This window comes from Streptomyces sp. NBC_00237, assembly GCF_026342435.1.
In the GTDB taxonomy this organism is placed as follows: Bacteria; Actinomycetota; Actinomycetes; order Streptomycetales; family Streptomycetaceae; genus Streptomyces.
On record NZ_JAPEMT010000004.1, the window covers coordinates 351,255 to 365,906 of the forward strand.

Below are 14,652 nucleotides of genomic sequence, written 5' to 3' on the forward strand. Positions count from 1 at the left end.
CGACCAGGAGGTACCGCCCCCATGCTCAGCCGTCTCGCCGGAGCCCTGTTGCCCTGCACGGGCCGGTTGTCCGTCACCGTCGACGCGGGGGCCGGGTTCGCCCCCGGCAGCATCATCGCCGCCAACCACACCTCGCTCGCCGACCCCGCACTCGTCCTGGCCGGGCTCCGCGAGCTCGGGATCCGGCCCACCGTGATGGCCGCCGCCGGACTGTGGAAGATCCCGGTCCTCGGGCGAATGCTCTCCGAAGGCGGCCACATCCCCGTCCACCGCCAGTCCCGCCGGGCCGCCGAAGCTCTGGATTACGCCGCCGAAGCCCTCGCCGACGGACGGCTGGTCCTGATCTACGGGGAGGGCGGCCTGCCCCGCCGACCCGACGCGGGCGAAGCCCCGCCGGAGCCCTTCCGCAGCGGGCTGGCCCGGCTCGCGCAGCGCACCGGGGCCGCCGTGGTCCCGCTCGGCCAGGCCGGGGCCCGGCGCATCACCTCCGGCAGCGTGCCCAAGCAGCTCGCGGGCCTCGCGACCGCTCCGCTGCGCCGCCCCCGGCTGCACGTCCACGTCGGTACGCCGATCCGCCCGACCGGCGATCTGGCGGCCCGCACCGCGCACGCCCACGCGGCCGTGACGGCGGCGTGGCGCACGGCGGCGGCCCGTGTCGCAGGGGCTCCCGTCACTCTCGCGGCCTGACGGAACCGGGCCTCAGTCCCAGCCCCCGGGCCTCAGTCCCGGCCCCGGCCCTCAGTCCTCAGCCCGACCTCGGCGGCTTCCTCGCGTCGAAGGCGAAGACGGTGTTCCTGGCGGCGGTCACGACGACCGCACCGCCCGCGACGGTCACCCTCGGGCTCGCCCCCTGCTCGCCCGTCAGGCCGTCCGCCTGCGGATCCGTCGTCCACAGGGGCCTGCCGTCGCGCGGCGACAGCGCGGCCACCCGGCCGGTCGCCGAGCTGAAGTACAGCGCACCGGATCCCGCCACGGGACCCGACGCACCCTCCACGCTCGTCTGCCGCGACCACTTCTCGCGGCCGGTGGCGGGATCGAGCGCGGTGACGCGGCCGGTCTGCCCGCTGACGTAGAGGGTGCCGTCGGCCAGGCCGGGCGTGCCCGCGTACGTCTTCGACAGCCGGGAGTACGTGACCTTCCCGGTGGTCGGGTCGAAGCGTGCCACCCCCTCGTAACCGGCCGACGCCGGTCCTTCCCTGTGCACCTGGAGCAGTACGAGAGCGCCGTCGGCGACGCCCATCGGCACGGCGGGGCCCCTGACCGCGACGGGCCCGCCCAGCGCGCCCGAGGCGCGGTCGAGCGTGCGCAGGGTGGGTCGGCGGACCTCCGTCTCGTTGACCTCGGCGGTCGGCGCGCACATCGCGTAGAGCCGTACGCCCACCGGAAGGGGAGCGCACCGCGTGCGCGCGGGGAACGGCCTCGTCCAGGCGACCTTGCCGCTGCGCAGGTCCCGGGCCTCGAAGCGGGACTCGGCGGCGTCGACGGTCACCACGGTGGAACCGGTCACCACGGCGTCCCGCGAGCGGCCGGTGACGGCCATCGACTGGATACCGGCCGGTGCGGACCACAGCTCCCGGCCCTCGGCCGCGTCGAGGGCCACGACCTCGGCGGAGAAGCCCCGAGGATCGTTCTCGGCGGAGAAGCGGTAGCCGAGCACCGTGTCGTCGGTGGCGTCCACCAGGTGCATGCCCTGGACGGGGACGCCCGGGCTCTTCCTCGTCCACACGCGCGAGCCGTCGGCGGCGTTGACCCGGGCCGCGACGACTCCACCGCCCCCGCAGAACAGCGCGTCGTCACCGCGCGCGACGCAGCGCAGCTCGTCGGGAATGTCCGGACGGCCGCCCAGGAGGGCCGTGTGCCAGGGCCGGAAGCCGTGCGGCAGCGCGGGCCCGGGAGCCGCGACGCTGCTGCTGCGGTCGCCTCCGTCGGCCTGGCCGTCCTGACCGTTCCCGCCGAAGCCGCCGGAGGTCACGACGGCGACTCCGCCGCCGATCGCCGCCACCGCGAGGGCCGCCGCGAGCACGGGCCGCCACCGACGACGCAGTCGGCCGCCGGCCCGGGAGCCCTTCGCGCGGGGGCCGTCCGCAGCCGTGGCCGGACCCATGGGGACGCCGGGCGGCGGGGTGGGACGCAGGGCGAGGTGGTGCTCGGTGTCCGTGTCCCTGGTACGGCCCGCACCGGTGCCGGTGCCGCTGCCGCTGCCGGTACCGGCGGTCCCGGGGTCGGTCCCGCCGAGGTCGACGGGCAGGTCCCGCAGCCGTACGAGGAGTTCGTCCGCCGAGGGCCGCCCCTCGGGCTCCTTGTCCAGGCACGGCTCGACGACCGCGCGCAGCACCACCGGCACCGAGCCCAACGACGGTTCCTCGTGCACCACTTGATACGCCGTCAGGTACGGGCTGTCCGCGTCGAAGGGCCCCTGCCCGGTCGCCGCGTACACGAGCAGCGTTCCCAGCGAGAACACGTCGGAGCGCGGCCCCACCCCGCGCGGCGCCTGCAACTGCTCCGGCGACATGAAGGGCGGTGTGCCGATGACCCGGCCCGTCATGGTCAGGGTCTGCTGGTCGGCCGCGCGCGAGATGCCGAAGTCGATGACGCGCGGGCCCTCGGGCGAGAGCACGACGTTCGAGGGCTTCAGGTCGCGGTGGACGACGCCCACCCGGTGGATGTCGCGCAGCGCCTCCGTCAGGCCGATGGCGAGCGTCCGCAGCTCCGCACCGGCCAGCGGGCCGCGCGCCGCGATGCGCTGGGCGAGGGTGTCGCCCTCGATGTAGGCCGTGGCCATCCACGGCTGCTCGGCCTCCGGGGCGGCGTCGACCACGGCGGCGGTGAACGCGCCGCTCACCCGCCGCGCCGCCGCCACCTCCTGCCGGAAGCGGATGCGGAATTCCTCGTCCGCCGCGAACTGCTGGTGGATGAGCTTGATCGCGACCGGGCGGCCGGAGTCCGTACGCGCGAGGAAGACGGTGCCCATGCCGCCCGAGCCGAGCCGTGCCTCAAGCCGGTAGCCACCGATCTCGGCCGGGTCACCTCCGCGCAGCGACACTCTTCCCGCCCTCCTGCCCCTCGTACGTCCGTGCCCCGACGGGCCTGTCCACGTGACCTGCCTGCATGTCCTGCCTGCATGACCTGTCTGTATGACCTGCTTGCACGACCTGCCTGTATGACCTGGCCACGTGGCCTGTCTGCATGTCCTACCTGCATGTCCTTCCCCACAAACTAGCCGCCGGTCGGTGCCACTGAGCAAGGCGGGTCGGGGCGTGTGCCGGAACGCGCACCGAATACGTGCGAGAACTCCCACGGAATACATGACCAAGGGTGTCGTGAATGGCTGCGAGTCTCGTTTCCGCGTACGCAGTCCCGATGGAACGCCCGATGGAACGCCCGATGGAACGAACGAGCAGATGGAGCCGACATGTCAGTGGAACGCACAGCGGTCAACCCGGTGACCTGGTCCGTGGAGCTGGGCTTCAACCAGGGCGAGCTGGTCTCCGGACAGACCCGGACCCTGTACGTCTCGGGGCAGACCGCGATGGACGCCGAAGGCAAGCCCCAGCACGAGGGCGACATCGCGGCGCAGCTCGCGCTGAGTGTCGACAATCTGGAGGCCGTGCTCGCGGAGGCGGGAATGATCCTCGCGAACCTCGTCCGCCTCAACGTCTACACGACCGACGTCGACGCGCTCTTCCCGCACTACGGCGTGCTGGCGGCCCGGCTGGGAGCCGCCGGAGTGGCCCCGGCCTCCACGATGCTGGAGGTGCGCCGCCTGGCGGTTCCCGGTCAGCTGGTCGAACTGGAGGGCACCGCCGTCGCATAAGGCGGCCTCGTGGTGACCCCGCCGGACGAGACGAAGCCGGTCACCCTGGCCTCGCCGGGTGCCGCCTCGCTGCCCGGAACGGCTCCTCCCATCTCCGTACGCCTTCTTCCCCTGGGCGTACGCGGCATATTGACTGGCCGTCAGCTTCGAGCAGCCAGCGGACAGGGGTGGGTCATGGCCGGAAGCGCCGCGCGGGAGATTCTGGGGAACCTGGTACGGATCGGGTCGGCCGCCGCCGGTGAGGCGGTCCGTACGGTTCCCGCCCGGCGGGCCGGTGACGTGCCGGTACGGCCGGGGGAGGTGAACCCGGTCTGGCTGACGGCCGTCCTGTGCGCCGAGCATCCCGGAGCCACGGTGACCGGCTGCGAGGTGGTCCCGGTGAGCAGCGGGACCTCGTCGCGGTTCCGGATCTCGGTGACGTACGACGAGGCAGGCGTCGCGGCCGGGCTGCCGACCAGGGTGTTCGTGAAGAGCACGGCCGGGGTGCTCCAGCGCCTGACCCTGCACCTGGCCGACGTCCTCGTCCAGGAGCCCGCCTTCTACAACGAACTCAGGCCCGCCCTGGACATCGAGGCGCCCCGGGGCTTCCACGGCGCGGCCCACCCGGCGACCGGGCGCTGCGTGGTGCTGATCGAGGACGTGGCCGCGAGCAGGGGCGCGGTCTTCCTGGACCCGACCGTGCCCTTCACCCGCCCCGAGATCGAGGGTCTGCTGACGGAGACGGCCCGTCGGCACGGTCAGCTGTGGGCAGACCCGAGCCTGTCCGGGTACGGCTTCCTGAAGACCCCGGACGTCCACTTCGCCAACCTCGACCGGCTGATCGGCATGAACGCGCGTTCCCGGGTCGGCCTGCGCCGCTCCGCACCCGTACTGCCGCCGGAGCCGGACGACGGCCCTTCCCCGGACGTGCTGTACTCCGCACTGCGGCGCTCCCTGGACCAGGCCGCGACGGGCCCGCAGACGTTGCTGCACGGCGACGCCCACATCGGCAACACCTACCGCACCGCCGACGGGCGGACGGGATTCGTCGACTGGCAGGTCGTGATGCGCGGGAGCTGGGCCTGCGATGTCGCGTACCTGATCACCTCGGGTCTTGCCGTCGAGGACCGGCGCGCCTGGGAGCGCGACCTGCTCGGCCTCTACCTGGAGGAGCTGGCGAAGGCGGGCGGCGCCGCGCCGGACCCCGAAGCGGCGTGGCTCGCCTACCGGCGGCAGACTCTCTATCCGCTGTACATCTGGCTCACGACCCGGGGCCGCAACGCGATCCAGCCGAAGTACCAGCCGGACGCCGTCTGCGACGCCATCATCGGCCGCACCGCCGTCGCCGTCCGCGACCTGGACGCCGTGGGGGCCGTGGGCCGGGCGGCCTGAGGAGCGCCCGGGGCCGGGGCGGGCCGGAGGTCACCTCTCGCCGAGCGCGCGGCCCCCGGGCCCGAACCGGCCCTTGTACGCCGACGGCGTGATGCCGGTCTCGCGGCGCATCAGCAACCGCAGGTTGGCGGCGGTGCCGAGCCCGCTGTGCCGCGCGACGACCTCGAAGCGGGACTCGCCCCGCTCGATCAACCGGCAGGCCAGGGCGACCCGTTGAGCCGTGAGCCATGCCAGCGGCGTCGTACCCAGTTGCGCCTGGAAGCGCCGGTGCAGTGTCGCCTGGCTGACGGCGGCGCGCGCCGCGAGGTCGGCGACGGTGAGCGGGGAGCCCAGCCGCTCCTCGGCCCAGTCCAGGACGGGTGCCAGGGACTCGTCGGGGGCGTCGGGCATGGGGCGCTCCACGAACTGCCGCTGCCCGCCGTCCCGGTTGGCCGCGAAGACCAGCCGCCTGCTCACCGCGTTGGCGACCTCCGCGCCGTGGTCACGTCGCACCAGGTGCAGCCCGAGGTCGAGTGCCGCCGCGCTGCCCGCGGCGGTGAGGATGTCGCCGTCGTCCACGAACAGCACGTCCGCTTCGAGGTGAACGGCGGGAAAGCGCACCCGGAAGGAATCCGCCCACTGCCAGTGCGCGGTGGCCCGGCGCCCGTCGAGGACTCCGGCTTCGGCCAGGGTGAAGGCACCGCTGCAGAAGCCGACCAGGCGCGCACCCCGCTCGTGCGCCCGTCGCACGGCATCGAGCACGGCGGGGCGACGGGGCACCTCGACGTCCGGGCGGTTGGGCACGATCAGGGTGTCCGCCGTATCGGCGGCCGCCAGGCCGGCGACTCCCGTGAGGGTGAAGAAGCCGTCCCGCATCAGGGTGCTCGGCTCGGGCGAGCAGAGCGAGAAGTCGTACAGGTCGGGGCCGATCTCCGGCCTGCGGAGACCGAAGACCTCGGTGGCGCAGCCGAGCTCGAAGGGGTTCGAGTTCTCGTCCACGATCACGACGACCCGGTGTGCGCCCGCCGCCCGACCCGCATGCGAGGATTCTTGCGTCATATGCGATTCCTATCACTCGTGCGGCTCCCGAAAACAGCCCACGATGACCCCATGAGCAGCGAACCCGTACACCTGAGCAAAGCCCTGGCCTCCTTCGACGCCCTGTGGAGCCCCCGCATCGCGGCACGCGTGAACGACTACGACGTCCGGATCGCCAAGGTCGAGGGCGAGCACATCTGGCACGTCCACGACAGCACCGACGAGTTCTTCCTGGTCCTCGACGGGGAACTGCACATCTCCCTGCGTGAGCCCGGAGGGGAGCGCACGGTGGTGCTCCCCCAGGGGTCGGTCTTCACCGTCCCGCGCGGCACGGAGCACAAGCCGTACGCTCCACGCCGTACCTCCATCCTCTTGTTCGAGCCCACCGGGACGCTGACCGTGGGGGATCACGCCGTCGGGATCCCGGACCACGTGGACGCGACGACCGGACACGCGCTCGGCACCTGAGCCGGTGGGGTATGGCTGGAAAACACCGCATCGCGCCCTCCCGGGCACTGGGGCTCGCCAATTGGTCTGAACCATTATTCGTACGGTGACCTCCTCGCAGACACCACCCCGGAAGCAGCACCAGAAGCAGCAACCCGAGCAGCAACGGAAGCAGGCGTGCGGGAGCGGTCCGGCCGCCGTCCGCCCTCCCCTGTGGGACCGGCCCTTCACGCTCTTCTTCGCCGCCCGTACGGTCTCGCAGTTCGGCGACGCGATGATGCCGGTGGCCGCCGCGCTCGCGGTCGGTGCGGTGTACGGGATCTCCGGGGTCGGGCTCGTCCTCGGCACCTGGACCGGGACGTTCGTCGTGCTGGTGCTGTTCGGCGGGGTGCTGGCCGACCGGTTCGGCGCCCGGCGGATGATGGTCGGCGCGGATCTCGTACGGGTGGTGACCCAGGGAGTGCTGGCCGTCGCGTTCTTCACCGGGACGCCCCCGTTCTGGCTGCTGGTGAGCATGGCGGCGGTCGGCGGTGCGGCCGTCGCGATGTTCCTGCCGGGGATGAACGGGATGGTCCCGCTCGTCGCCCGCGAACCGCAGCGGGCCAACGCCACCCTCAAGGTCGCCGACGCGCTCGCCCACCTGCTGGGCCCGGCCGTGGCAGGGTTGCTCATCGCGCTGACCCATGCCGGGACCGTGTACGCGGTCGACGCCGGGACCTTTGTGCTCAGCGCACTGTGTCTGGCGTTCATTCGGCTCGCCCCGGGCGCCGCGAATTCCGTGAATTCCCTTGCGGAAAAAGGGAGTTCACTGCGCGGTGATCTGCGTCAGGGGTGGCGGGAGTTCCGTGCGCGCACCTGGATGTGGGCGGTGATCCTGATCTGGATGGTGTACGGCGTGCTGGTGTTCGGCCCGCTCGTGCCGCTCAGCTCCGCGCTCGTCGGGGCGCGGCTCGGCCCGGACACGTACGGTCTGGCGGTCTCCTTCCTCGGCGTCGGAACGGTCGTCGGCGGGCTGCTGGCGTTGCGCGTGCGCCCGGTCAGGCCACTGGCCGCCGGGGCGGGGGCGATGGCCCTGTACACGGTGCTGCCGCTGTGCGTGGCGCTGGACGCCGGGCTTCCGGTGCTGCTCACGGGGCATGTCCTGGGTGGGGGCGCGATGGCGTTCTGGTCGGTGATGTGGGCGACCAGCGTGCAGACCCACACCCCGGCGGCGGTCCTCAACCGGGTCTCCGCGTACGAGCTGGCGGGCTCGGTGTCGGGGATCGCGATCGGCCAGATCCTGGCCGGGCCCGCCCTCGCGCTGGCCGCCCCGGAGCGGCTGTTGCTGGTGTCGGCGGGGGTGTGCCTGATGGGCTGCGCGGCGCTGTTCGCGATCCCGGCGATTAGGGGGCTGCGGCGCGTCGTTTCCGTGGAATCCGCGTGAATGAGGTACGCCTGTCGGGAGCATTTGGAGCATTCGTTTTCTCGTTCATAGCTTCCGCCGAAGTGCCCGAATGTTGCCCCAGGTTTCTTGACGGTCACCTTGCGGCAACTTAATTTCGAAGAGATCAACCCATGAGCCGTCAAGCCGAAAGGAGGCGACGTCGGATGTCGATCATCTCCGACCTGCAACGCCTCGCCCGGCGCACCGCCTGGGCCCCGGGCCGTGTGGCCCACGGCTGCTGAAGGCAGCTCCTCCGCCGCCCGGCCCGCCCAACGCGCGGCACCCCGGCGTCAGTTGATCCCTCCCTGCCTGCGGCACGGCACGCGCTCCCCGGCGTGCCGATCCGCGACCCCGTAGAAAGCTCCCCACATGCCCAATTTGACAATTAGGTCGATTGCGCACCAAAAAGAGGTTTTGCCATGGTAAGCGCGCGCATTACGGTCAACGGGAAAGAAACTCCCCTTGCACCGGACGCCCCTCACACCACAGTGCTCGACTTCCTGCGCGAGCGCGGCCTGACCGGCACCAAGGAGGGCTGCGCCGAGGGTGAATGCGGTGCCTGTTCCGTCCTGGTGGCCCGTCCCGGCGTGAACAAGCCCACCGACTGGGTGGCGGTCAACGCCTGCCTGGTCCCGGCCGCCGCACTCGACGGCCAGGAGGTCGTCACCTCCGAGGGCCTCGCCACCCCCGGCGCGGACGGCACGCCCGCCGCGCTGCACCCGGTGCAGGAGGAGATGGCGGTCCGAGGCGGCTCGCAGTGCGGTTACTGCACCCCGGGGTTCATCTGCAGCATGGCCTCGGAGTACTACCGGCCCGACCGCTGTACGCACACGGAAGCGGATCCGGACGGGCAGACGGACGCCGAGCACGGTCCGAACGGCTTCGACCTGCACTCCCTCAGCGGAAACCTGTGCCGCTGCACCGGCTACCGCCCCATCCGCGACGCCGCGTACGCCGTCGGCGAGCCCGCCGATGACGACCCGCTCGCCCAGCGCCGCGAGCAGTCCGCGCCGGAGCCGGTCGCCACCGCGTACACCCAGGGCGACAGCACCTTCCTGCGCCCTGCCACCCTCGGCGAAGCCGTCCGGCTGCTGCGCGAGCGCCCCGAAGCGGTCGTCGTCGCCGGCAGCACCGACTACGGCGTCGAGGTCAACATCCGCTCCCGTCGCGACACCTGCGTCGTCGCCGTCGACCGCCTCCCCGAACTGCGGGAGCTGCGCGTGGAGTCCGAGTACGTCGAGATCGGCGCGGCGGTCACGCTCACCGAGATCGAGCGGCGCCTCGACGGCACCGTCCCGCTGCTGGCCGAGCTGTTCCCGCAGTTCGCATCACTCCTCATCCGCAACAGCGCCACCCTCGGCGGCAACCTCGGCACCGGCTCCCCCATCGGCGACAGCCCGCCGGTACTGCTCGCACTCGACGCGTCGCTGGTCCTCGCGGACGCCGACGGCGAGCGCGTCGTCCCCCTCGCCGACTACTTCACCGGCTACCGGCAGAGCGTGCGCCGCCCGGACGAGCTGATCCGCGCGGTGCGCATCCCGACGCCGCTGTCGCAGGTCACGGCCTTCCACAAGATCGCCAAGCGCCGCTTCGACGACATCTCCAGCGTCGCCGTCGCCTTCGCGGTCGACATCGAGGGCGGCATCGTCCGCAAGGCCCGCATCGGCCTCGGCGGCATCGCCGCCACCCCGATCCGCTCCCTCGCCACCGAGGCGGCCCTGGAGGGCAAGCCCTGGACGCGGGAGACCGTGGACGCGGCCGCCCGCGTCCTGCGCGGCGAGGGCACCCCGATGAGCGACCACCGGGCCAGCTCCCTCTACCGTTCCGCGATGCTCGGCACGAGCCTGAAGAAGCTGTACGCGCAGACCACCGAGGCGGTTTCGTCATGAGTCACCTGTCCGAACGCCCCGAGAAGCCCGTCGTCGGCGTCTCGATGCCGCACGAGAGCGCCTACCAGCACGTCACCGGCACCGCGCTCTACACCGACGACCTGGTCCACCGCACCAAGGACGTCCTGCACGCCTACCCGGTCCAGGTGATGAAGGCCCACGGCCTGATCACCGCCCTGCGCACCGAGCCCGCGCTCGCGGTGCCCGGCGTGGTCCGCGTCCTGACCGGCGCGGACGTGCCCGGCGTGAACGACGCGGGCATGAAGCACGATGAGCCGCTCTTCCCCGACGAGGTCATGTTCTACGGCCACGCCGTCGCCTGGGTCCTCGGCGAGACCCTGGAGGCGGCCCGCCTGGGCGCTGCGGCCGTCGAGGTCGAACTCGACGAGAAGCCCGCCGTCGTCACCGTGGGCGAGGCCATCGCGGCCGAGAGCTTCCACGGCGCACGCCCCCACATGGAGACCGGTGACGTCGACGCCGGTTTCGCCGACTCCGCGCACGTGTTCACCGGTGAGTTCACCTTCGCCGGGCAGGAGCACTTCTACCTGGAGACGCACGCCGCGCTCGCCCTGATCGACGAGGGCGGACAGCTCTTCATCCAGTCCAGCACCCAGCACCCCTCCGAGACCCAGGAGATCGTCTCCCACGTCCTCGGGGTCCCGTCCCACGAGATCACCGTGCAGTGCCTGCGGATGGGCGGCGGCTTCGGCGGCAAGGAGATGCAGCCGCACGGCTTCGCGGCCGTCGCCGCGCTCGGCGCGAAGCTGACGGGCCGTCCGGTCCGCTTCCGCCTCAACCGCACCCAGGACCTCACCATGTCCGGCAAGCGGCACGGCTTCCACGCCTCCTGGAAGATCGGCTTCGACGCCGAGGGCCGCATCCAGGCCCTCGACGCGACGCTGACCGCCGACGGCGGCTGGAGCCTGGACCTCTCCGAGCCGGTGCTCGCCCGCGCACTGTGCCACATCGACAACACGTACTGGATTCCCAACGCACGGGTCAACGGCCGCATCGCGAAGACCAACACGGTCTCCAACACGGCCTTCCGAGGCTTCGGCGGCCCCCAGGGCATGCTCGTCATCGAGGACATCCTCGGCCGCGTCGCCCCGCTGCTCGGCCTGGACCCGATCGAGCTGCGCGAGCGCAACTTCTACCGGCCCGGCCAGGGCCAGACGACGCCGTACGGCCAGCTCGTCACGCAGGCCGACCGGATCTCCGCCGTCTGGGAACAGGTCAAGGAGAACAGCGAACTCGCCGACCGCAAGCGCGAGATCGCCGCGTTCAACGCAGCGCACCCGCACACCAAGCGGGCGCTGGCGCTCACCGGCATCAAGTTCGGCATCTCGTTCAACCTCACCGCCTTCAACCAGGGCGGCGCGCTCGTACTGATCTACAAGGACGGCTCCGTCCTGATCAACCACGGCGGCACCGAGATGGGCCAGGGCCTGCACACCAAGATGATGCAGGTCGCGGCCACCACGCTCGGCATCCCCCTCCACAAGGTGCGCCTGGCTCCGACGCGTACGGACAAGGTCCCCAACACCTCCGCCACGGCGGCCAGTGCGGGCGCGGACCTCAACGGCGGGGCGATCAAGAACGCCTGCGAGCAGCTGCGCGACCGCCTGCACCAGGTGGCGGGCACCCAGCTCGGCGGCAACGCCTCGGACGTGCGCATCGTCGAGGGCGTCGCCCGGGTCCTGGGCAGCGACAAGGAGCTGGCCTGGGAGGACCTGGTGCGCACCGCGTACTTCCAGCGGGTCCAGCTCTCGGCAGCCGGTTTCTACCGGACGGAGGGGCTGCACTGGGACGCCAAGGCTTTCCGGGGCACCCCCTTCAAGTACTTCTCCAACGGCGCCGCCGCGACCGAGGTCGAGGTGGACGGCTTCACCGGGGCGTACCGGATCCGCCGCGTGGACATCGTCCACGACGTCGGCGACAGCCTCTCCCCAATGATCGACATCGGTCAGGTCGAGGGCGGGTTCGTGCAGGGCGCGGGCTGGCTGACGCTGGAGGACCTGCGCTGGGACACCAGCGAAGGACCGCACCGGGGCCGTCTCCAGACGCAGGCCGCGAGCACGTACAAGCTCCCGAGCTTCTCGGAGATGCCGGAGGAGTTCAACGTCACCCTGATGGAGAACGCCACCGAGGAAGGCGCGGTCTACGGCTCCAAGGCCGTCGGTGAGCCTCCCCTCATGCTGGCCTTCTCGGTACGCGAGGCACTGCGCCAGGCCGCCGCCGCGTTCGGCCCCGCCGGGGCGAGCGTGGAACTGGCCTCCCCGGCGACGCCGGAAGCGGTGTACTGGGCCATCGAGTCGGTCCGCGAGGGCGACGACGGCGCCGAGGCCCCCTCCACCACCACCGCACTCAGCAATGCCTGACATGACCTGGGTGGCCGCGGTCGCGCGGTTGCGGGAACGCCGGGAGACCGGTGTCCTCGTGACCGTCGCGACCGTGCGCGGCCACGCCCCCCGCAAGGCCGGCGCCAAGCTCGTCGTGGGGCGGACCGAGGCGTGGGGTTCCATCGGCGGCGGCAACATCGAGGCGGTCGCGATCGACCGGGCCCGCGAACTGATCGCCGTGCCCCGCCCGGAACCGGAGCTGATGGAGTTCGCCCTCAACGACAAGGTGTCCGGTCCGCACGGCGTGCAGTGCTGCGGCGGGGCCGTGACCGTACTCCTGGAACCCCTGCCGGTGGTCCCGGCGGTGGCGGTCTTCGGCGTCGGCCACGTCGGCATCGAACTGGCCCGCATCCTGGCCCGCCACGACCTGGACCTCCACCTGGTCGACACCCGCCCCGACATGGTCTCGCCCGACCGCCTCGCGGTCCTCTCGGACGCGGTGGCCCAGGTCCACGCCCACCACGTCCCCCTCCTCCCGGAGGAGGTACTCACGGAACTGGCCCCCGGCACCCACGTCCTGATCATGACCCACGACCACGCGGAGGACGCCGCGCTGTGCGACGCCGCCCTGCGCACTCCCGGTCTGGGCTCGATCGGCCTGATCGGCTCGGCCGCCAAGTGGTCCCGCTTCCGCAAGCGCCTCGCCGACGAGGGCGGCCACGACGACGCCGCCATCTCCCGGATCAAGACGCCGATCGGGCTGCCGGACATCACGGGCAAGGAGCCCGCGACGATCGCGGTGAGCGTGGCGGCGGACCTCCTTTTGACCTTCGAGGGAACGTCGTAGGAACGAGGTGGCCGAAAAGCACCCGCCGCCGACGGTCACGGGAACTCTCCCCCTGCCCCGACCGGTTCACCCTGACGTGATGAACACGGTGGTACTGATCGTCGGCGGGGCGGCCGTGCTGGCCGCAGCACTGTTCCTCGCGGACCGCGCGCTGCTGTGGATGGAGGAGCGGGGCTGGATCTACTGGCGCAAGCGCAAGAGCCTGTTGTCCATGGGCTCGGACGTCCTCCAGGAGGTCACGCCCGGGGCCCGGGCCCAGAAGCACGCCCTGGAGCAGGAACGCGTACGCAAGAACGTCAGACCGGCGGAGGAGCCGCCCTTCCAGGTGGACCTGGACGCGCAGGTGGTCCGGATACGCCAGCCCAGGGGAAAGCCGTGACACGTTCCGGGGGTCACTCCGGAAGGTCCACCGTCACGTGCGGGGCCAATGCCCGCAGGAAGTCCGGTGCGTCGAACATCGCACCTGCCGAAGCGACCCCGGTGGTGCGGATCCGCCCGGAGAGGACGCGCTCCACGGCCTCCACCACCAGCGGCGCGGTGACCGCGTAGATGTCCTGGCCGTGGGCGGTCGCACGCCGCTCGACGCCGTCCGTGCGGACCCGTACGTCGACGACGAAGGTCTGGTCGGAGCGGCCGAGTTCGTCGACGGGCGACGGGGCCGGGGTGTCGGGTCCGGCCAGATCGCCCGCCGCCTCGACGGACATGTGCGTACGGACCTCGGGCACGGCCAGGTGGCTGGGTACGGTGACGACGTCGGCCATCGTGAAGTCCGCGACCACGGTGCGCCTGCCCAGGGGCTGGGGGAAGTCCCAGTCCTGCCGGACGACCGGCTCGTCGTGGTAGCCGAGCGCCCCGCCCGCGAACCGCACCCGGCGGCCCGCGCGCCGCTCGTGCGAGACCTCGCCCGCCGCACGCGTGCCCGGGGTGGGGTGCCAGCTGCTCAGCCCGTACGCCACCTGGACCTCGTCGGCCGACTCCTGCTCCCCCGTCGCCGCCGTCACGAGCAGGTCGCCGAGGCCCCCGTAGAACGCCATCGCCGGGACGACCGGCACCTCCGCCTTGCGGGCGGCCTCCGCGTGGTCGGCGAACATCGCGGCGTTCGCCTCGATCTCCGCCGCGACGTCGAGGTACGGAATCCCCGCCCGCAGGGCCGCCTCGACGACCGGGCCCGCCGTCACGGCGAAGGGTCCGGCGCAGTTGACGACGGCCGCCGCACCGGCGAGGGCCCGGTCGAGAGCGTCCGCGTCGTCGACCGCCGCCGGACGTACGACCAGGGACGCGTCCTCGTCCGCCATCGCCCCCAGCCGCTCCGCGTCGCGGCCCGAGATGACGACGCCGAGGCCGCGTCCGCGCAGCTCGGCGACGACGAACCGGCCGGTGTGCCCGGTCGCCCCGTACACCACAACTGCCTTGGTCCCGCTCATGGTTGTTCCCCGTTCCGATCACGTGCGCGGTTGATGGCTCCAGTGTGATCGGCGGCGCGGCACCCGCGTGAGTGGCCAGAA

The 14,652-nt window shown here is 72.2% G+C and carries 12 protein-coding genes; 9 read left to right on the top strand and 3 right to left on the bottom strand.

What is annotated here, in order from left to right:
* Window positions 1–21: 21 nt before the first annotated feature.
* Window positions 22–687, top strand: a complete 666-nt coding sequence (locus tag OG897_RS33935; RefSeq protein WP_266663029.1) for a lysophospholipid acyltransferase family protein — start codon at window positions 22–24, stop codon at window positions 685–687.
* A 58-nt stretch (window positions 688–745) separates the two neighbouring features.
* Here OG897_RS33935 and OG897_RS33940 read toward each other — a convergent pair whose 3' ends face one another.
* Entirely contained in the window at window positions 746–3,043 is a 2,298-nt protein-coding gene (locus tag OG897_RS33940; protein ID WP_266663030.1) for a PQQ-binding-like beta-propeller repeat protein, read from the bottom strand.
* A gap of 369 nt (window positions 3,044–3,412) precedes the next feature.
* Between OG897_RS33940 and OG897_RS33945 the strand changes: the two genes are divergently transcribed.
* Both OG897_RS33945 and OG897_RS33950 read left to right on the top strand, forming a co-directional pair.
* Window positions 3,413–3,814 (top strand): RidA family protein, encoded by a 402-nt coding sequence (locus OG897_RS33945; protein ID WP_266663032.1) that lies wholly within the window; start codon window positions 3,413–3,415, stop codon window positions 3,812–3,814.
* A 174-nt stretch (window positions 3,815–3,988) separates the two neighbouring features.
* Window positions 3,989–5,185, top strand: coding sequence for an aminoglycoside phosphotransferase family protein (locus OG897_RS33950; protein WP_266663034.1), 1,197 nt, complete (start codon window positions 3,989–3,991; stop codon window positions 5,183–5,185).
* 30 nt (window positions 5,186–5,215) lie between these two features.
* On the opposite strand, the gene OG897_RS33955 is transcribed toward OG897_RS33950, so the two are convergent.
* On the bottom strand, window positions 5,216–6,223 hold the full coding sequence (locus OG897_RS33955; RefSeq protein WP_266663036.1) for a GlxA family transcriptional regulator: 1,008 nt from the start codon (window positions 6,221–6,223) through the stop codon (window positions 5,216–5,218).
* A gap of 51 nt (window positions 6,224–6,274) precedes the next feature.
* On the opposite strand from OG897_RS33955, the gene OG897_RS33960 reads away from it, so the two are divergent.
* From OG897_RS33960 to OG897_RS33985, 6 genes are all read left to right on the top strand, one after another.
* Complete coding sequence (locus OG897_RS33960) at window positions 6,275–6,670, top strand: cupin domain-containing protein (RefSeq protein ID WP_266663038.1); 396 nt, start codon at window positions 6,275–6,277, stop codon at window positions 6,668–6,670.
* A gap of 85 nt (window positions 6,671–6,755) precedes the next feature.
* Window positions 6,756–8,072 carry an MFS transporter gene (locus OG897_RS33965; protein WP_266663040.1) on the top strand — a complete coding sequence of 439 codons (1,317 nt, stop codon included), beginning with the start codon at window positions 6,756–6,758 and terminating at the stop codon, window positions 8,070–8,072.
* Window positions 8,073–8,491: 419 nt separating this feature from the next.
* Window positions 8,492–9,961, top strand: a complete 1,470-nt coding sequence (locus OG897_RS33970; RefSeq protein ID WP_266663041.1) for a xanthine dehydrogenase small subunit — start codon at window positions 8,492–8,494, stop codon at window positions 9,959–9,961.
* Entirely contained in the window at window positions 9,958–12,339 is a 2,382-nt protein-coding gene (gene xdhB / locus OG897_RS33975) for a xanthine dehydrogenase molybdopterin binding subunit (RefSeq protein ID WP_266663043.1), read from the top strand. Before OG897_RS33970 ends, xdhB begins: the two co-directional genes overlap by 4 nt.
* 1 nt (window position 12,340) lies before the next feature.
* Window positions 12,341–13,147 (top strand): xanthine dehydrogenase accessory protein XdhC, encoded by an 807-nt coding sequence (xdhC, locus tag OG897_RS33980; protein WP_266663045.1) that lies wholly within the window; start codon window positions 12,341–12,343, stop codon window positions 13,145–13,147.
* A 79-nt stretch (window positions 13,148–13,226) separates the two neighbouring features.
* Window positions 13,227–13,526 carry a hypothetical protein gene (locus tag OG897_RS33985; protein WP_266663047.1) on the top strand — a complete coding sequence of 100 codons (300 nt, stop codon included), beginning with the start codon at window positions 13,227–13,229 and terminating at the stop codon, window positions 13,524–13,526.
* Between the two features lie 13 nt (window positions 13,527–13,539).
* Here OG897_RS33985 and OG897_RS33990 read toward each other — a convergent pair whose 3' ends face one another.
* Window positions 13,540–14,571, bottom strand: coding sequence for a saccharopine dehydrogenase NADP-binding domain-containing protein (locus OG897_RS33990; RefSeq protein ID WP_266663048.1), 1,032 nt, complete (start codon window positions 14,569–14,571; stop codon window positions 13,540–13,542).
* Between the last annotated feature and the right edge of the window lie 81 nt (window positions 14,572–14,652).